The following is a 17,709-nucleotide window of genomic DNA, read 5'->3' as shown; positions in this document are numbered from 1 at the left end:
TCAGGCTCCTGTCTCGGGAATGATGAACGGTCGGAAGGTGCGAGGGCCGTACAGATCGGCGAGCAGTTCGTCGTACTCGTCGAGCAGATCGGCGGCCTCGGGTCGTTGTGCCGGGATCTCCTGGAGACACCACTTGGCGAATTCGCGCTGGCGGGTTTCGCCTGGTGCCAGTAGTTCCAGCATCATGCTGTGGAGCATGTGGACGTCGGTGGCCGCGGTCATCGGCTGTCCTTTGTGGACTTCCGGTGGATAGTGGACGGATTTGTCCGCCGCCAGCGGGAGCGCACCGTCTTCGACGGCGAACGACCAGCCGGCCACGACGATGCCGTGCTGTCCGGGATGGACGAGCACGTTGTCCGCAGTGAGATGGCCGTGGACGACGCCCGCCCGGTGCGCGCCTGCCACGGCACGCAGGAGACGACGGTGCATCCAGGCGTAGTCGCGGCCGTCGAGCCCGCCGGGGAAGGCCTTCCCGATGTCGGCGAGGGTGAGGAAGCCGTCGACGAGCGGGTCGAGAACGCTGAACGCGCGATCGCCCCTCGCGACCGGCCCCGACGTGTCGAGCAGTCGCGGGTAATAGGGGCGGAGCCACCGATGCCGTTCGGTGAAGCCGTCCAGCGCGCGCAACGCCTCCCATTCGGCGTGGATCAACGGGTTGAGCGCCGGATCGCGGACGAGTTTGACCAGATGCGGGCCGGTGGTCCGGTATGTCGTGGCGACGCTGCCCACCGCGTGCGGCGCCGCGAGGGTGTAGGCCGACGTCGCCGTGGTGACCGTCTGCCGCCGGGCCCGCTTCCACTCGTCGTGGAGGCGGTTGAGCGTGGCTGCCGCGCGGTGGGCCCGCGCGTCGCCGGGGTTGCGGTCGGGATGGAGCACGGCCGCCAGTTCGCGGTAGCGATGGCGGGCGAACAGCGCGGCCGGGTCGGCCGCGTCCTCGACCGCCTTCATGGCGTCTTCCCTGGTGAGCATAGTTTGAGTCTAGACGACTCTTACCTCGGTCGGCAAGGGGGTGGGTACAAATCCCGTGCCGCTCCGTCGCTTTGGCGAATAGCCTGGAACGGCCGAGAAGAAGGGACTTTCTTGTCAGGTGAACCGGGGAATTCCAGGGTTCCGTTGCGAGTGCTGCTGGGTGGGATCCCGCTCGTTTTCCTGTTGTGGGTGACCGGGGGAGCCCTCGGTGACCGCGTGCGTGAACTGAACACCGGAGAGGACGTCACGGTCACCGCCGTCTCCGGATGTGTCGAGGAAGGGCCGCCGATGAGCGGCCGGTTTCCCTACTGTGAGGCCGGGTGGCGGTTCGACGACGGGCGCACCGGACAGGGGAAGGTCGACGGTGAAAGGATCGCGGAGGGCGACAGGATCTTCGCCGGTGACGGATTCGCCTACCGGTCGAAGACCTCGCGGGTCTTGAGCCTGGCGATGGTCGCGGTGGCAGGCCTGGTCTTGCTGGGAATGCTGATCGGGCTCGGTGTCCTGTACCGGAAGACCCGGACCCGGCGGCGTCGCGGGAAGTGACGCCGCCGGCCGTGCTCAGTTCCGGGTGGCTTCGATCTGCCGCTCGTCCTCGGTCGAACAACTCGTCACCGGGTCGTTCGGCCCGCTGCCGCAGGTCCAGGCCCCGACCACGACCGGACCCGGACCCTGCGGTGACGTCGCTTCGGCGGGGGTCAGCTTGGCGAAGTAGTCCTTGAGCACCTGCGTCGCTTCGGCACAGTCGGTCTTCCCTCGGACGACGACCTTGTTCTTCGCGCCTTGGTATCCGGCGACCTCTCCGCACGGCGATCCGGCGAGGGCCTGGTCGGCGGCGGCGGGGGAGGACGGGGGCGGTGCGGCCGCGGGCGCGGGATCGGCGCCGCAGCCGCTCAGCAGGACGACGGCGAACGCGGCGGGAAGCACGGCGAGGCTCTTCATGGGCCCTTCTTCTCGGGATGGTTCATTCGACGGGGACGACGGCGGCGAACACGTTCTGCTCGCCCTTGCCGCAACTGGTACCGCCTTGGGCGGCGGGGGCGCCGGAGACGCACAGCCAGCCGGCCACGGTCTCGCTGACCGGCTCGTCCGAGCCCGCGGACTGACGGCCGGCGATCCTCTTGTGGAACGCGTCGACGATCCCGGTCGCCTCCGCGCAGGAGACGCCGGGTCCGTTGAGCACCTGCAAGGTCAGCCCGCTCGCCGCGGTCACCGTTCCACAGGAACCCTGTACCGGTTCAGCGGGTTTCGGTTTCGGGGCGGGAGTCGGGGCGACGGACGGACTCGGCGCGGTTTGCGACGGGATCGGCGGTACCGAAACGCTGGATGCGCTCGTGGGGATCGCGGGCGATGAGACCGGCGTCGAAGTGACAGGCGGTGGCGGCGCTTCGCCCGAACAGGCGGCGAGCGATCCGGCGACGGCGCAGACCGCGAACAGGCGCCGCCACGTTCCCGTGGTCGTCGAGACGGGCAAGGCGATCCTTTCGTCGGCCGGTCGTGGCCGGCCCATTCTGACCCGGCCGGGCCCGATGCCGTGGCATTGAGCCACGTTCGGTTCGCGGGAGGCTATCGCGGCCCCGCCGCCGCGATACGCGAGGACCGCCCAATCACTGTCCACTGTGGACAATTAATATGCCGTTCACGGCGCGGCAACACCCTGCTGTCGTCGCGAACCGATCGGACGAATCCGGCGCCGAGCCGTTAACGCGCGGCCCCGTTCTGCCGAAAAGACAAGTAGCGCTCCGGCGTGTCCCAGTCCCCGTCACCGAAACCGTGAGAGCGATGAAGACCGACGAACAGACCGACCCCGCGTCACCCCAGGCCACCGCACCGGCGAGCACGGAGCTTCCCCCGACGGCCCCGTGCACCGTCGTCTGGTGTGGCGGCCGCCCGTACGTCCTGGAGAACTCGGCGGGCCACCATCGCTGGATGGGCACTGACCACCGAGGCAGGCCCGTGGCGCTGACCAGCGCGGACCTGCAACGCCGCGGCTGGACGCACACCCGGGCCAGCTGACGCGGGAGGACCTGCCGCCGCTGGCTAGGCTGAGCGGGTGAGTACGCCCCCCGAACCGAGCGTGACCAGCGAAGAGCCTTCCCTGCTGCGGCAGGCCCTGAACGTCCCCAACATGCTTTCCATCCTCCGGCTCGCCGGAGTGCCGGTCTTCCTGTGGCTGCTCCTCGGCCCGAAGGAGGACGGCTGGGCGCTCGCGCTGCTCGTGTTCAGCGCGCTCACCGACTGGCTCGACGGCAAACTGGCCCGCTGGCTCAACCAGATGTCGCGGCTCGGGCAGCTGCTCGACCCCGCCGCCGACCGGCTCTACATCCTCGCGACCCTCATCGCCTTCCTGATCCGCGACATCATCCCGTGGTGGCTGGTGGTCCCGCTGGTCGTCCGGGAGGCCGTCCTCGGCGTCTGCGTCCTGCTGCTGCGGCGCCGGGGGTTCGCCCCGCCGGAGGTCACCTACATCGGCAAGGGCGCCACCTTCGTGCTGATGTACGCCTTCCCGTTCCTGCTGCTCACCCAGGGCGGCTCCGACATCGCCGCGATCGCCCGGCCGATCGGCTACGCCTTCACGGCATGGGGTGCTGTCCTGTACGTCTATTCAGGCGTGCTGTACGTCGTCCAGACCGTTCGGGCGTTGCGCTCGGCCGCTCCCGGCGTGTCGCGGGAGGCGCCGGGCGCGTGACCCGGCGGGATGCGAAACTTCGCGCGTCGGTTTCGAGTGAGGGCATCAGAAAGGGGAGCGGCGTTGTCCACTCCAGAAGAACTGCGGTACACCGAGGAGCACGAGTGGGTCTCCGTGCGCGACGGCGGGCTCGTGCGTGTGGGCATCACGGAGTACGCCCAGGACCAGCTCGGTGACGTGGTGTTCGTCGAACTGCCCGAGGTCGGCAAGCAGGTCGGCTCGGGCGACGCGTTCGGCGAGGTCGAGTCGACCAAGAGCGTCTCGGAGCTGTTCGCCCCGCTCGACGGCGAGGTGGTCGCGGTCAACGACGCGGTGACCGAATCGCCCGAGCTGATCAACAGCGACCCGTACGGCGAAGGCTGGCTGATCGAGCTCCGTCTCGACGACGCGAGCTCGGTGGAATCCCTGCTGGAGGCCGAGGCGTACCAGGCGCTGATCAAGGAATAGCCGCAGGCCGTGGCCCTTCGGGAAGAGTAGGGGGAGCCGCGGGCCGGAGATTCGATCAGGCACGGTACGTTTGACCTCCACACGTTCTTGAGTAGTGGCAACACACATGCGTTAGGAGAGCTCAGGTGAGCACGAACGACGGGCCCGGCGTTCCCCCGGAGCAGTCTCCGGAGCGGACTTCTGTCTTCCGGGCCGACTTCCTGGCCGACGTCGAAGGCACTGAGGCTCCTCCGGCTGCCGAGGCCCCCGTCCAGGGTGTGGACGCGCTGCCCGCGGGTTCCGCGCTGCTGGTCGTCAAGCGGGGCCCGAACGCGGGTTCGCGCTTCCTGCTGGACCGCGACACCACCAGCGCGGGACGGCACCCGGACAGCGACATCTTCCTCGACGACGTCACGGTCTCCCGGCGGCACGCCGAGTTCCGCCGTGAGGGCGGCGAGTTCGTCGTCATCGACGTCGGCAGCCTCAACGGCACCTACGTCAACCGCGAGCCGGTCGACCAGGCCGTCCTCGCCGGTGGCGACGAGGTGCAGATCGGCAAGTTCCGCCTGGTCTTCCTGACCGGCCCGGGTTCCGGGGGCCAGGGGGCACGGTGACGGCGGCCGGGCGGCCTGATCGGGATGCGTCGCAGCGCGATGGGTTGAGCATCGGGGCCGTGCTGGCACAGCTGCGCGGCGACTTCCCCGATGTCACCATCTCCAAGATCCGGTTCCTCGAGGCGGAGGGTCTGGTCCAGCCGGGCCGGACCCCGTCGGGGTACCGGCAGTTCGCTCCGGCGGACGTGGAGCGGTTGCGATTCGTCCTGTCCGCCCAGCGGGATCACTACCTTCCGCTGAAGGTCATCAAGGAACAGCTGGACGCGGCGGATCGGGGTGCCGCGCCGGAAGCGGCGATGCCGAGGCTGCCGCGGAAACTCGTTTCACTCGACGCCCCCGGGGAGAACGGCGGACTGCCGTCCCCCGGGGACTTCGAGACCGATCGCGAGATCAGGCTGACCGAGGAAGATCTGCTCCGCCAGGCCGGCATCGACGCCGCCACCCTGGCTGAGCTGCGGCAATACGGTCTGGTGCGCCCAGGCGCGGCGGGGTTCTTCGACCCCGACGCGGTCCTCGTGGCGAAGACCGTGAAAGCGATGACCGAATTCGGTATAGAGCCGAGACATCTGCGTGCCTTCCGGGCCGCGGCCGACCGCGAGGTCGGCCTGCTGGAGCAGATCGTGACCCCGGTGTATCGGCATCGTGACGAGGACGCCCAGGCGAGGGGCGACGAAGTCGTCCGGGAGCTCGCCGCCTTGACCGTGGCGTTGCACACGCTCTTGGTGAAGGCCGGAATACGGGCTGTCACGGGCGGTTGAACGGTTCCAGGGGACCGGGAGCCGTTGCACGGCCACTTGTCAATGCCTGAATGTTCGGCACCCTATGCCGTACCGTGAGAGTCGGGTTTGCCACGGGCGAACCGAGAATGTCGGAGACAGCGAGCACAGCGCTCGGAAGACGGGTAGCGTCGGGACTACCGTCGCTTGGTCGTCGAGACAAGCGTTGCAGCCCGTGCGCACGAGAGGGAGGCGAAGCCCGATGAGCGAGATGCGCGTCGTCGGCGTGCGGGTGGAGCTACCCGCGAATCAGCCGATCTTGTTGCTGCGGGAAACCGAAGGCGAGCGTTACCTGCCGATCTGGATCGGCTCGGTGGAGGCCACCGCCATCGCCTTGGAGCAGCAGGGAGTCCGCCCGGCCCGTCCGCTGACCCATGACCTGCTCAAGGAGGTCATCGGCGCGCTGGGCCGCGAGCTGGAACAGGTCGTCATCACCGACCTGAAGGAAGGCACGTTCTTCGCGGAACTGGTCTTCGACGGGGACATCCGGGTTTCGGCGCGGCCGAGCGATTCGGTGGCGCTGGCGCTGCGGGTGGGGGTGCCCATCCACGCCGTCGACGCGGTGCTGGAGGAAGCGGGCCTCATCATCCCCGACGAGCAGGAGGACGAGGTCGAGAAGTTCCGCGAGTTCCTCGACTCGGTCTCGCCGGAGGACTTCCGCGGCGCGGACACCTGATCCCGAGAACTCGACGAAGGGGCGGCGCCTGATGGTGCCGCCCCTTCTTCGTATGCGTTTAGTCCTCTGAATGCGGGTCAGGCCGCGGTCGCCTTGAGGAACAGGTCCGCCAGCTCCCGGCCGTACCGCTCCAGGTCCAGCTTCGGATCCGCCGCGAACTTCGCCGCGACGCCGTCGATGGCCTGCGCGATCGACAGAGCCATCACGTCCGCCGCGAAGTCGCCGAAAGCGCCTTCCTGCTGGCCCTGGCGCAGCTGACGTTCGAGCCGTCCGGTCCGGAACTCCTCGACGAGCGGCGCCGACATGAACCAGCCCTCGGCGTCCGAGCCGCTCGAAGCCATCTCGACCATGACCCGCACCAGTTCCGGGTACGAGCCGAGGAAGGCGATCTCCGCCTCGATGTAGCCGCGCAGCAGCCCGGCACGGTCGGTCCTGCCCTCGATGCGCTCCTCGAGGAACTTGTCCTTCATCCCGGTCGCGGTGGTGACCACGGCCTGCATCAGGCCGGCCTTGTTGGTGAAGTGGTAGGAGATGATCCGGGTGCTGGACAGCCCGGCCCGCTCCTTGATCTTCGCGAACGACGTCTTGTGGTAGCCGAAGTCGGCGATCGTCGCGATCGCGGCCCCGACGATCTGGGCCCGCCGGGCCGCCTCGGTGACCGAGAGCCCCAGCTCCGCCTGAACCTCTTGCAGGGCAGTTTGGGTGGAGGGATTTACTTGCATGAGTAAAAATTAACACGACTGAGTAAATCCGGCAAGTGTGCGGCCGAACGGGGGACTGTCCTCGACAAGCCTCAAGAAGAGCTTGAGGCCGACCGCGCGTCGCGTTGACCGGTTTGCCGGACGCGCTTACCTTCAATGAAGGTGAATCGCCAAGGTGTGATTCGGATGTCTGGGGCATTCGTCTTGACGAGGAACTCCGGTGCGGACTCCCGTGGGTCCGCGCGGCTTTGTTCGCCGGCCGCCAGGTCGGGCGAGGGGAGGCATGGCGTGGTCGAGGCTGGTAGCCCTCAAGAGCCGCTCGTTCCGGTCGCTGACGGCGAGCAGGGCGAGCTGTTCCCCGACTCTTCCCTCCCGGACGAACTCGTCGGCTACCGCGGCCCGGCCGCCTGCCAGATCGCCGGGATCACCTACCGGCAGCTCGACTACTGGGCCCGTACGAAGCTGGTCGCGCCGAGCATCCGCACGGCACACGGTTCCGGCTCGCAGCGGCTTTACTCGTTCAAGGACATCCTCGTCCTGAAGGTGGTCAAGCGGCTGCTGGACACCGGTGTCTCGCTGCAGAACATCCGCGTCGCGGTCGACCACCTGCGCCTGCGCGGCGTCCGCGACCTCGCCAAGGTCACCCTGTTCTCGGACGGCACCACCGTCTACGAGTGCACCTCGCCCGAAGAGATCGTCGATTTACTCCAGGGCGGGCAGGGTGTCTTCGGCATCGCGGTCAGTGGCGCGATGCAGGAGATCAGCGGCACCATCCACGAGTTCCCGGCCGAACGGGCCGACGGCGGCGTGATCGAAACGGTCACGCCGGACGAGCTCACGCAGCGCCGCAACGCCCGTCGCACCGGCTGATCATGAGGCCGCGCGAGCGGCAGGGTAGGCTCACTTCCGCGGTCGACGAATCCGCGCGGGAGAGACCGAGCCGATAACCGTTGAGCTCGGCGCCGAAGGAGCAAGTCCTCCCCGGAACCTCTCAGGCACCCTGGACCGCGCGGAAGAGACGCCTCTGGAAAGTGGTTCGCCAGGTCACAGCCTGGCGGCCCCGCCGACGGTGCAAGCCCGGCTCAACACTCGGGCGAAACTCTCAGGCGCCCCCTCGGGGGTACGGACAGAGTGGGGAGGGCCAGGACAATCCGTCCCGGCCCCACCCCCGCGTCTTGGGAGGTCCCCGATGGAGCCTGTTTCACTGGTCGCTCTCGAATCCGGAACCCCCTTCGCCGACCGGCACATCGGTCCCGGCGCCGAAGAGCTCGCGCGCATCCTCGACGTCGTCGGCGTCGCCTCCCTCGAAGAGCTCGCGGAGCGGGCCGTCCCCGCGTCGCTGCGGGAGTCCGCGACCCCGCCGGATCTGCCGCCGCCCGCCACCGAGACCGGCGCGCTCGCCGAACTCCGCGCACTGGCCGGGCGCAACCGGCCGATGGTCCAGATGATCGGCCTCGGCTACCACGACACCGTGACCCCGCCGGTGATCCGCCGCAACGTGTTGGAGAGCCCGGCCTGGTACACCGCGTACACGCCGTATCAGCCGGAGATCTCGCAAGGGCGCCTCGAAGCGCTGCTCAACTTCCAGACCATGGTCGCCGATCTGACCGGGTTGCCGATCGCGAACGCGTCCATGCTGGACGAGGCGACCGCCGCGGCCGAGGCGATGACGCTGGTCCGCCGGGCGGGCAAGGCGAAATCGAGCCGGTTCGTGGTCGACGAGGACACCCTCCCGCAGACGATCGAGGTGCTGCGCACCCGCGCCGAACCGCTCGGCATCGACCTGGTGACCGCGGACCTGTCCCAGGGCATCACCGGGCTCGGGCTCGGCGGCGACTTCTTCGGCGTGCTGCTGTCGTATCCGGGCGCGTCGGGGGTCGTCCGCGAATGGGACCACACCGTCGCCGAGGTCAAGGCGCTCGGCGCCGCCGTGGTGATGGCCGCGGATCCGCTCGCGCTGACCCTGCTGCGGTCGCCCGGTGAACTCGGTGCCGACGTCGCGATCGGGTCGACGCAGCGGTTCGGGGTCCCGATGGGCTTCGGCGGACCGCACGCGGCGTACCTCGCCGTCCGGCAGGGGCTCGAACGGCAGCTGCCCGGACGGCTGGTCGGGGTGTCGAAGGACGCCGACGGCGCCCCCGCGTACCGGCTCGCACTGCAGACTCGTGAACAGCACATCCGCCGCGAAAAGGCCACGAGCAACATCTGCACCGCCCAGGTGCTGCTGGCGGTCATCGCGTCGATGTACGCCGTGTACCACGGTCCCGAAGGGCTGCGCGCCATCGCGAACCGCGCGCACCGGATGGCCACGGTGCTCGCGGCGGGCCTCGCCGAAAGCGGTGTCGACGTCGTGCACTGCGAATTCTTCGACACCGTCACGGTTTCCGTCCCGGGCCGCGCGGCGGGGATCGTCGGCACCGCGCGGGAACTCGGGGTCAACCTGAGGCTCGTGGGCTCCGACCACGTCGCCGTCGCCTGCGACGAGACGACCACACGTGAGCATCTTTCCTTGGTGTGGAAGGCGTTCGGCGTCGCGGTGTCCGATGTGGACTCGCTCGACGCGGACACCGCGGACGGCTTCCCGCCGGATCTGCGCCGCACCAGCGACTACCTGACCCATCCGGTCTTCCACGCGCACCGTTCGGAAACGGCGCTGCTCCGGTACCTGAGGTCGTTGTCCGACAAGGACGTCGCGCTCGACCGGAGCATGATCCCGCTGGGCTCCTGCACGATGAAGCTCAACGCCACGGCCGAGATGGAGCCGATCACCTGGCCCGAGTTCGCCGGTCTGCATCCGTTCGCACCCGCCGAGGACGCGGCCGGCCTGCTCACCGTCGTGAAGGATCTGGAGCGCTGGCTCGCCGGGATCACCGGCTACGACGCGGTCTCCCTGCAGCCGAACGCCGGAAGCCAGGGCGAGTTCGCCGGACTGCTGGCCATCCGCGCGTACCACCGCGAACGCGGGAACTCCGCACGTGACGTCTGCCTGATCCCGTCCAGCGCGCACGGGACGAACGCCGCCAGCGCCGTGATGGCCGGAATGCGGGTGGTCGTCGTGAAATGCGACGACGAGGGCAACATCGACCTCGCCCATCTCAAGTCCACTGTGGACGAGCACGCGGACGATCTCGCCGCGATCATGATCACCTATCCCTCCACGCACGGCGTGTACGAGGACACCGTCCGCGAGGTCTGCGCGCTGGTGCACGACGCGGGCGGCCAGGTGTACGTCGACGGCGCGAACCTGAACGCGCTGATCGGGGTGGCGCAGTACGGCAGGTTCGGCGCGGACGTCTCGCATCTCAATCTGCACAAGACCTTCTGCATCCCGCACGGTGGCGGCGGGCCGGGGATCGGGCCGATCGGCGTCCGCGCGCATCTGGCGCCGTACCTGCCGAACCACCCGCTGCAGCCGGACGCGGGCCCGGCCACCGGAGTGGGGCCGATCAGCGCCGCGCCGTGGGGGAGCGCGTCGATCCTCCCGATCTCCTGGGCCTACGTCCGGATGATGGGTGCTGAAGGCCTGAAGCGGGCGACGCTGACCGCGGTCGCGAACGCCAACTACGTCGCCAAGCGTCTCGCCGCGCACTATCCGGTGCTGTACTCCGGTCACGACGGCCTGGTCGCGCACGAATGCATCCTCGATCTCCGCGCGCTCACCAAACGGACCGGCGTCACCGTCGACGACGTCGCCAAGCGGCTGGCCGACTACGGGCTGCACGCGCCGACGATGTCCTTCCCGGTCGCGGGAACGCTCATGGTCGAGCCCACCGAGAGCGAGGATCTCGGTGAACTCGACCGGTTCTGCGATGCGATGATCGCGATCCGCGGCGAGATCGAGAAGGTCGCCGCGGGGGAGTGGCCGCTGGAGGGAAGCCCGCTGCGGAACGCGCCGCATACCGCGCGCTGTCTCGCGGGGGAGTGGGATCGCCCGTACAGCAGGGAGATCGCGGTCTTCCCGGCCGGCTTCACCGCGTCGAAGATCTGGCCCCCGGTGCGGCGGATCGACGGGGCCGCGGGGGACCGCAACCTCGTCTGCTCCTGTCCGCCGCCGGAGGCCTTCGCCTGATCGTCAGCCGGGCATCTTGTCGAGAAAGCCCAGCACCTGCTTGATCCGGCCGTCCTCGACGGTGATGACGTCGAAACCGATCGCCAGTGGTTCCTCGGCGCCTTCCGGGCCGAGGTACCACTGGAACCGCGCGATGTCGTGATGCGCGTCGGGCGCCGCGGGCAGGCTGAACTTCAGGCCCGCGAACTGGGCCTGCGCGCCGGCGATGAAGCCGTCGACACCGTCGTGGCCGGTCACGGCGCCGAGCGGGTCGGTGTAGGCGGCGTCCTCGGTGAACACTTCGGTGATGAGCGCGCGGCGCTTGTCCGCGTCGGTCTCGTTCCACACGGCGATGTACTGCTCGGCGACGCGCTGGATGTCCGACATGGTGTCTCCTCGTTCTGTTGTGGGGTAACCGATGCCGCAACTCTGTCGGCCGAGGGTGGGTCCCGTCGATTACGCGGGAGGTAATGGCGGCCCGGCGCCGGTGGCCGTAGTTTCGTGATCGTGACGACCACACTGACCGCGGGCCGCGCGGGCCGTCCCGTCGGGGAACTCCTCCGTGAATGGCGTGACCGCCGCCGGATCAGCCAGCTGGACCTCGCCATCTCGGCGGACATCTCCACCCGGCACCTGAGCTTCGTCGAAACCGGCCGGTCCAAGCCCAGCCGCGAGATGGTGCTGCGGCTCGGCGAACACCTGGAGGTGCCCTTGCGGGAACGCAATCAGCTGCTGCTGGCCGCGGGTTACGCGCCCGCGTACGCCGAAACCGGTCTCGCCGCCCCGGAGCTGGAGGCGGTCCGCAAGGCGGTGCGCCAGCTGATGGCAGGCCACGAGCCGTACCCGGCCGCCGTCGTCGACCGCTGGTGGAACCTGGTCGACGCCAACGCGAGCATCTCGCTGATGACCGACCTGGTCTCGCCCGCCTTGATGACGCCGCCGGTCAACGTCCTGCGGGTGACGCTGCATCCGGACGGGATGGCGCCGCACGTGCTGAACCTGGGGGAGTGGCGTGCCCATCTGCTCGGCAGGCTGCGGCGTCAGGTGATCCAGACCGCCGACCCGATGCTGACCGAGCTGCTGGAGGAACTGCTCACCTATCCGTGCGCGGATCCCGTCCCCGAGGTGGAGGTCCCCGGACCGGGCGACATCTTCGTCCCGCTGAAGCTGCGGCACGAGGACGCCGAACTCACGTTCTTCAGCACGGTCTCGACCTTCGGCACGCCGCTGGACGTCACGGTCGCCGAGCTGGTGATCGAGTCGTTCTTCCCGGCCGACGCGGACACGGCGGAGTATTTGCGCGCGTATGCCGCGCGCGGGGTGGAATGATGCGGGGCAAGAAGCCCTGCCACCGAACCCAGTGAGGATTTCCCTTCCATGGCCGTGCCTTCCGTCGTCCTGAACAACGAGGTAGCCATCCCCCAACTCGGTTTCGGCGTCTGGCAGGTGCCCGCGGGCGATACGGCCAAGGTCGTCCGGACCGCCATCGAGACCGGGTACCGCAGCATCGACACCGCCGCGTCGTACCGGAACGAAGCCGGTGTCGGCGAGGCGATCCGCTCATCGGACGTCCCCCGCGACGAACTGTTCATCACCACGAAACTGCCGAATCCGGGCCACGGTTACGACGAGGCGCTGCGGGCGTTCGACGCGAGCCTCGCGGAGCTCGGGCTGGACCACGTCGACCTCTACCTGATCCACTGGCCGATGCCCGCCCGCGGGAAGTACGTCGAAACCTGGCGGGCGCTGGAAAAGCTTTACGCGGACGGCCGGGTGCGCGCGATCGGGGTGTCGAACTTCCACGTCCCGCATCTGCGGCGGCTGTTCGACGAGACCGGGATCGTGCCCGCGGTCAACCAGGTCGAGCTGCATCCCCGGCTTCAGCAGAAGGCGTTGCGGGAGTTCCACGCCGAGCACGGCATCGTCACCGAGGCGTGGAGCCCGCTGACGCAAGGCTCTTTGCTCTCGGACGCGACGCTGACCGCCCTCGCCGCCAAATACGGCAAGAGCCCGGCGCAGCTCGTGCTGCGCTGGCATCTGCAGCTCGGCACGGTCGCGATCCCGAAATCCGTGACACCGTCCCGGATCCGCGAGAACTTCGACGTCTTCGACTTCGAACTCGCCGAAGACGATCTCGCCGCGCTCGCCGAGTTCGACGACGGGACGCGCACCGGCCCGGACCCGGACACCTTCTCCTCGTGAGTGTTGGGTTCTAACGGTCCCAACACTCACGAGGCCGGGACCGAATCGGGAGTCTTGCGTGATCAGGTGGACGACACGCGTGTCTGGAGGGACATCACGCGAGTCGTCCGTCTGGGCACGTGTGTCGTCCGTTCCGTCACGTGTGTCGTCCGTCGGATCACGCCAAACCGTCGGACACGGTTGGTGCTAATCGTTCTCACCACTCACGAGGACTTGGCCCGCTGGTACTGGCGTCCCAAGTACATGAAGGCCCCCTTCACTGCGTCTAGCGCAGTGAAGGGGGCCTTCATGTACTTGGGAAGGTGTGAAGGTCGAGTTCAGCAGAAGTCCAAGACACCCTTGGCCCTAACCGTCCCCACACTCACGAGGCGGAGGTACGGGAAAGGCCCCTTCCCGAGCGGCGAAGGGGCCTTTCCCGTGGTTCGGGGCCTCAGGTGGCCTTGATACCCGCAGCCGCGAAGTCGGCCTGCTGGGCGGGCTGCTGGAGGTACTGGCGGAACGTCTGCGCGGCGCGCATCTGGACCTCGTCGATGTTCTTGCCGGCGAGCCCGACGAGCGGGTAGTCGGCCGAACGCGCCGTCGCGACGGACTGGGCGGGCGAACCGACCAGCTCGGGCTTGGCGGTGTTCAGCTCGGTCACCCAGTAGGAAGACTCAGGGATCCAGGCGGCGGGAAGGCCGCCGATGGAGTCGAGGTTGGTCCGTCCGACGAGGCCGTCGAGCACCGAAGCGGAGGACAACGCGTCGATCTGGATGATCACGCAGTGATCGCGGACCACGGTCGCGGCGTTGTTCCACCGCTCGGCCGCCGCACGGACCGGCTTCTCGATGCTGGGGGTGACGATGACCCGCATCGGGGTGTCGCCGGCGCTGCACGCCTTGGCCTGGGCTTCGGCGCGGGTGTTGAGCTCGCCGTCCGCCCAGTTCCAGCCGAACACGCCGATCGCGACCAGGACCACGAGGACCAGGCAGGCGATGGGCCATTTGGCGATCCGCCGCCGTGGGGCCTTCTTCCCGACGATCCGGTGCGAACCGGTCGCCTCACCGCGACCCTGAGGCCGCTTCGGCGGGTCGAGGGGATGCGGCACCGGCTCCTCGGCCACGCTGTGTCGCCCCATCGTTGTCCTTTCGAAACGTGCGCGCTCGCGCTGCGTATGCAATCAAACCGTTATCACTCTAACAGGGGAGGATGTTACGGGGAATGCGACGACTCACAGTTGTTTTTCGCGTGTCGCGGGAACCTTCTTTAACTCGGCCAGGAGCCGTTGGCAATGCGCTATCAGGTGCTCACGCAGCGGCGCGGCCCGGCGGGCGAACCCGGCCTGCGCGCGGGCATACTCGGCACGGCCTTCCGGGGTCTCGATCCGCACGGGCGAGTACCCGAACGACGCCAGATCGTACGGGCTGGCCCGCATGTCCAGCTCGCGGATGTCCGCGGCCAGTTCGAAGCAGTCCCCGACCAGTTCGGCCGGGACGAACGGATCGAGCTTGTACGCCCACTTGAACAAGTCCATGTTGGCGTGCAGGCAGCCCGGCTGCTCGAAGTCGACCTGGTCTTCCCGTGCCGGCCGCAGGGTGTTGAGTGGCCGAGCGGGCTCGGTGAAGAACCGAAACGCGTCGAAATGTCCGCATCGGATCTCGAGCGACTCGACGACGCCGTCGGTCCCGGCCGAGCCGAGCCGGAGCGGGAGTTGTGAGTGGCGAACCTCATTCGCCGATTCCCGGTAAACCATTGCCCATTCGTGAAGCCCGAAACAACTGAGTCTCGGCGAGCGGGACGCGGTCGCGGAAAGCAGCCGGAGAACGAATTCCGCGGTCTTGGCCCGGCCCTCGGTGAAGCCCTCCGGGTCGAGCATGACGCCGTCCGGAGTCTCCAGGTAGCCCTTCCGCTCCAGGAACCGGCGCGCGGACGCGCCTTCGAGCACGACACCCGGGCCCGGCTGCCAGCGCTCGAGATGCCCTGGCCGGTGCGAGTAGTAGCTGAAGAGGAAGTCGAGCACCGGATGCTTCTCGCCCCGCGAGCGGCGGCGCTGGTGCGGTGTCGTCCAGCGCCGCATCCGCGTGACGTGGTCGTCCTCCCGAGCCCGCCAGACGGGCTCGGGAAGGACGATCAGGCCGGTCATGACATGACGTGGGTACCGTCGCGGACAGTTCCCACGTATTCCTCGACGAGGTCCTCCAGCGCGACGACGCCGACCGCGGCCCCGGCCGGGCTCAGCGCCCGCGCCAGGTGGCTGCCTTCCTTGCGCATCGCCGAAAGCGCCTCGTCCAGCCGGGCGTCGGCGTGCAGTTCGGTGAGCGCCCGCGTCTTGTCCGACGGCACCACGGTGGTCGGGTCCTCGCCCACGAGATCGAGGATGTCCTTGACGTGGATGTAGCCGGTCAGCGTCCCGTCGTCGGTGCACACCGGGAAGCGGGAGAACCCGGTCGAGGACACCGCGCGTTCGACGTCGCCCAACGTGGGCGAGCAGGGCAGCGTGGTCAGCTGGGCCGTCGGGACCAGCACGTCCGCGACCGTCTTCTCCACCGAGGACAGCGTCTTGCTCAGGCGCTGGTGCTCGGAATGCTCAAGCAACCCCTCACGGCGCGACTCACTGAGCAGCTCGGCGAGTTCGTCGGAGGTGTAGGCGGTCTCCAGCTCGTCCTTCGGCTCGACCTTGAACACCCGCAGCAGCGAGTTCGCCACGAAGTTCAGCAGCCAGATGAACGGGTTGGCGACCTTCACCCAGGCCACGTGCACCGGCACCAGCCACAGCGCCAGCCGCTCCGGCTCGGCGATCGCGAGGTTCTTCGGCACCATCTCGCCGATGAGGACGTGCAGGATGGTGATGAACGCCAGCGCGATCGCGAACGAGATCGGGTGCAGCAGGACCTCGGGGATCCCGAACAGCTCGAAGAACCCGGCCAGCCGGTGGGCGATGGCGGGCTCGCCGAGCCGTCCCAGCAGCAGCGAGCAGATGGTGATGCCGAGCTGCGCGCCCGCGAGCATCAGCGAGACGTTCCTGCTCGCGTTGATCACGATCCTGGCGCGCGTCTTTCCCTGCTCCAGCAAGGCTTCCAGCCGGTCACGCCGCGACGAGATCAGCGCGAACTCGGCACCGACGAAGAACGCGTTGGCCAGCAACAGGACCACGACGAGGAAGATGTTGAACCAGTCGCTCATCGGGCGGGCTCCTGCTCGGCGGAGGTCGCGGTTTCGCTGACCCGGCGGACTTCGACCTCGGCGATACGGAGACGGTCCATTTTGGTCACCGTGAGCCGCCAGGCGTCGAGTTCGGTGGCGTCGCCGGGGGAGGGGATCCGGCCGAGCCGTTCGAGGATCAGCCCGGCGATGGTCTCGTAGTCGCCGTCGGGCATCCGGAACCCGGTCTCGTCGGTGACCTCGTCGGCGCGAAGCTGTCCGGACACGAGCCAGTTGTCGGCGCCGACCTGCTGGGAGGACGGCGCTTCACGCTCGTCGTGCTCGTCGCGGACGTCGCCGATGATCTCCTCGACCACGTCCTCCAGGGTCACCAGGCCCGCGGTGCCGCCGTACTCGTCGACGACGATCGCGAGCTGGAAGCGGGAATCACGCAGCCGGTTGAGCAGCGAGTCGCCAGGCAGCGATTCGGGCACCGTCGGGATCGGCCGCATGACCGAACCGATCCGTACCGTGGCGCGCTGGGCGGCCGGGACGGTGAACGCCTGCTTGATGTGCACCGCACCCTGCACGTCGTCGAGATCCTCGGTGTAGACCGGGAAACGCGAGAAACCGGTGCGACGCGAGATCTCGATGAGGTCGGAGATCGTGTCGTCCACGGTCAGCGATTCGAGCTGGACGCGCGGCGTCATCAGCTCGTCGGCCGTCCGCTCGCCGAAGCGCAGCGACTTGTCCAGCAGTTCGGCCGTCGACGTGTCGAGCGTGCCGCTTTCCGCGCTGGACCGCACGATCGAGCCGAGTTCCTGCGGCGACCGGGCCGACCGCAGTTCTTCCTGCGGTTCCACCCCGAACTTGCGGACGAGGAAGTTGGCGCTGTTGTTCATCAGGGTGATGAGCCAGCGGAACAGCGACGAGAACCGCGAGTGGTACCCCGCGACGGCTCGCGCGGTCTGCAGCGGCCGGGCGATCGCGAGGTTCTTCGGCATCATTTCGCCGAGGATCATCGACAGCGACGTGGCCAGGATCAGCGCGACCGCCAGCGAGACGCCGTTCGCCACGCCTTCGGAGAACCCGACGGCGGTGAACAGCGGGTGCAGCAGATCACCGATCACCGGTTCCGCGAGGTAACCGGTGATCAGGGTGGTGATGGTGATCGCCACCTGCGCGCCGGAGAGCTGGAACGAAAGCGTGCGGTGCGCCTTCTGCACGGTGTGCGCACGTTTGTCGCCGACCTGACGGACGTTCGCGTCGACCGTGCTGCGTTCGAGCGCGGTGAGGGAGAACTCGGCGGCGACGGCGAGGCCGGTGCCGACGGTCAGCAGGAGGAACAGGAGAATGCCGAGAACGGCGAGCAGGATTTCCATCATTTCCTGCCGGCGGGGTCGGCGGGAAGAGCCGCGGAACAGCCGGGTGTGCCACCCGGCTCGATACTGTCACCAGGTGACTGCGCGTCGCGCACGAAAAGAGTCA

General features: G+C 68.5%; 21 protein-coding genes and 1 riboswitch. Of the genes, 12 read left to right on the top strand and 9 right to left on the bottom strand.

Features of this window, described 5'->3' with window-relative positions; translation table 11 throughout:
- Complete coding sequence (locus AJAP_RS20285) at window positions 1-969, bottom strand: adenylate cyclase (RefSeq protein WP_038514072.1); 969 nt, start codon at window positions 967-969, stop codon at window positions 1-3.
- Window positions 970-1,080: 111 nt separating this feature from the next.
- Between AJAP_RS20285 and AJAP_RS20280 the strand changes: the two genes are divergently transcribed.
- On the top strand, window positions 1,081-1,515 hold the full coding sequence (locus AJAP_RS20280; RefSeq protein ID WP_228694988.1) for a hypothetical protein: 435 nt from the start codon (window positions 1,081-1,083) through the stop codon (window positions 1,513-1,515).
- Window positions 1,516-1,530: 15 nt separating this feature from the next.
- On the opposite strand, the gene AJAP_RS20275 is transcribed toward AJAP_RS20280, so the two are convergent.
- Window positions 1,531-1,911: a hypothetical protein gene (locus AJAP_RS20275; RefSeq protein ID WP_038514066.1), complete on the bottom strand. Its 381-nt coding sequence runs from the start codon at window positions 1,909-1,911 to the stop codon at window positions 1,531-1,533.
- Window positions 1,912-1,933: 22 nt separating this feature from the next.
- Window positions 1,934-2,182: a hypothetical protein gene (locus AJAP_RS20270; RefSeq protein WP_038514063.1), complete on the bottom strand. Its 249-nt coding sequence runs from the start codon at window positions 2,180-2,182 to the stop codon at window positions 1,934-1,936.
- On the opposite strand from AJAP_RS20270, the gene AJAP_RS20265 reads away from it, so the two are divergent.
- From AJAP_RS20265 to AJAP_RS20235, 7 genes are all read left to right on the top strand, one after another.
- Entirely contained in the window at window positions 2,145-2,513 is a 369-nt protein-coding gene (locus AJAP_RS20265; RefSeq protein WP_228694987.1) for a hypothetical protein, read from the top strand. The genes AJAP_RS20270 and AJAP_RS20265 overlap by 38 nt on opposite strands.
- A 238-nt stretch (window positions 2,514-2,751) precedes the next feature.
- Window positions 2,752-2,985, top strand: a complete 234-nt coding sequence (locus AJAP_RS20260; protein ID WP_016334075.1) for a hypothetical protein — start codon at window positions 2,752-2,754, stop codon at window positions 2,983-2,985.
- A gap of 37 nt (window positions 2,986-3,022) precedes the next feature.
- Complete coding sequence (locus AJAP_RS20255; protein ID WP_051972526.1) at window positions 3,023-3,658, top strand: CDP-alcohol phosphatidyltransferase family protein; 636 nt, start codon at window positions 3,023-3,025, stop codon at window positions 3,656-3,658.
- 63 nt (window positions 3,659-3,721) lie between these two features.
- Window positions 3,722-4,105: a glycine cleavage system protein GcvH gene (gcvH, locus tag AJAP_RS20250; protein ID WP_005150021.1), complete on the top strand. Its 384-nt coding sequence runs from the start codon at window positions 3,722-3,724 to the stop codon at window positions 4,103-4,105.
- Window positions 4,106-4,230: 125 nt separating this feature from the next.
- On the top strand, window positions 4,231-4,698 hold the full coding sequence (gene garA / locus AJAP_RS20245; RefSeq protein ID WP_016334077.1) for a glycogen accumulation regulator GarA: 468 nt from the start codon (window positions 4,231-4,233) through the stop codon (window positions 4,696-4,698).
- Window positions 4,695-5,456, top strand: coding sequence for a transcriptional regulator FtsR (ftsR, locus tag AJAP_RS20240; protein WP_038514056.1), 762 nt, complete (start codon window positions 4,695-4,697; stop codon window positions 5,454-5,456). The genes garA and ftsR overlap by 4 nt, the downstream gene beginning before the upstream one ends.
- Before the next feature lie 220 nt (window positions 5,457-5,676).
- On the top strand, window positions 5,677-6,150 hold the full coding sequence (locus tag AJAP_RS20235; protein WP_005150031.1) for a bifunctional nuclease family protein: 474 nt from the start codon (window positions 5,677-5,679) through the stop codon (window positions 6,148-6,150).
- 77 nt (window positions 6,151-6,227) lie between these two features.
- Here AJAP_RS20235 and AJAP_RS20230 read toward each other — a convergent pair whose 3' ends face one another.
- The gene (locus tag AJAP_RS20230; protein ID WP_051972525.1) at window positions 6,228-6,872 is read right to left on the bottom strand and encodes a TetR/AcrR family transcriptional regulator; all 645 of its coding nucleotides are present in this window, start codon (window positions 6,870-6,872) and stop codon (window positions 6,228-6,230) included.
- A 267-nt stretch (window positions 6,873-7,139) separates the two neighbouring features.
- On the opposite strand from AJAP_RS20230, the gene AJAP_RS20225 reads away from it, so the two are divergent.
- Both AJAP_RS20225 and gcvP read left to right on the top strand, forming a co-directional pair.
- Window positions 7,140-7,721 carry a MerR family transcriptional regulator gene (locus AJAP_RS20225; protein ID WP_005150040.1) on the top strand — a complete coding sequence of 194 codons (582 nt, stop codon included), beginning with the start codon at window positions 7,140-7,142 and terminating at the stop codon, window positions 7,719-7,721.
- A gap of 46 nt (window positions 7,722-7,767) precedes the next feature.
- A riboswitch (glycine riboswitch) is annotated at window positions 7,768-7,869 on the top strand.
- A gap of 171 nt (window positions 7,870-8,040) precedes the next feature.
- Window positions 8,041-10,920 carry an aminomethyl-transferring glycine dehydrogenase gene (gcvP, locus tag AJAP_RS20220; RefSeq protein WP_038514052.1) on the top strand — a complete coding sequence of 960 codons (2,880 nt, stop codon included), beginning with the start codon at window positions 8,041-8,043 and terminating at the stop codon, window positions 10,918-10,920.
- A gap of 3 nt (window positions 10,921-10,923) precedes the next feature.
- Here gcvP and AJAP_RS20215 read toward each other — a convergent pair whose 3' ends face one another.
- A complete protein-coding gene (locus AJAP_RS20215) occupies window positions 10,924-11,286 on the bottom strand; it encodes a nuclear transport factor 2 family protein (RefSeq protein WP_038514050.1) in 363 nt (120 codons plus the stop codon).
- 114 nt (window positions 11,287-11,400) lie between these two features.
- Between AJAP_RS20215 and AJAP_RS20210 the strand changes: the two genes are divergently transcribed.
- Together AJAP_RS20210 and AJAP_RS20205 are read left to right on the top strand one after the other, a co-directional pair.
- The gene (locus AJAP_RS20210; protein WP_051972524.1) at window positions 11,401-12,228 is read left to right on the top strand and encodes a helix-turn-helix domain-containing protein; all 828 of its coding nucleotides are present in this window, start codon (window positions 11,401-11,403) and stop codon (window positions 12,226-12,228) included.
- 48 nt (window positions 12,229-12,276) lie between these two features.
- Window positions 12,277-13,101, top strand: a complete 825-nt coding sequence (locus AJAP_RS20205; RefSeq protein WP_038514048.1) for an aldo/keto reductase — start codon at window positions 12,277-12,279, stop codon at window positions 13,099-13,101.
- Between the two features lie 430 nt (window positions 13,102-13,531).
- Here the strand turns inward: AJAP_RS20205 and AJAP_RS20200 are convergent, their stop codons facing one another.
- The 4 genes from AJAP_RS20200 to AJAP_RS20185 form a co-directional block, all read right to left on the bottom strand.
- A complete protein-coding gene (locus AJAP_RS20200) occupies window positions 13,532-14,218 on the bottom strand; it encodes a hypothetical protein (protein WP_228694986.1) in 687 nt (228 codons plus the stop codon).
- Between the two features lie 93 nt (window positions 14,219-14,311).
- Window positions 14,312-15,223 carry a 3-methyladenine DNA glycosylase gene (locus AJAP_RS20195; protein WP_038514043.1) on the bottom strand — a complete coding sequence of 304 codons (912 nt, stop codon included), beginning with the start codon at window positions 15,221-15,223 and terminating at the stop codon, window positions 14,312-14,314.
- Window positions 15,220-16,263, bottom strand: a complete 1,044-nt coding sequence (locus AJAP_RS20190; protein ID WP_038514040.1) for a hemolysin family protein — start codon at window positions 16,261-16,263, stop codon at window positions 15,220-15,222. Before AJAP_RS20190 ends, AJAP_RS20195 begins: the two co-directional genes overlap by 4 nt.
- The gene (locus AJAP_RS20185) at window positions 16,260-17,606 is read right to left on the bottom strand and encodes a hemolysin family protein (RefSeq protein ID WP_038514037.1); all 1,347 of its coding nucleotides are present in this window, start codon (window positions 17,604-17,606) and stop codon (window positions 16,260-16,262) included. Before AJAP_RS20185 ends, AJAP_RS20190 begins: the two co-directional genes overlap by 4 nt.
- Between the last annotated feature and the right edge of the window lie 103 nt (window positions 17,607-17,709).

Source organism: Amycolatopsis japonica (assembly GCF_000732925.1).
Classification (GTDB): domain Bacteria; phylum Actinomycetota; class Actinomycetes; order Mycobacteriales; family Pseudonocardiaceae; genus Amycolatopsis; species Amycolatopsis japonica.
The sequence above is the reverse complement of the archived record's forward strand: the minus strand, read 5'-3'. Positions and strand labels throughout refer to the sequence as shown.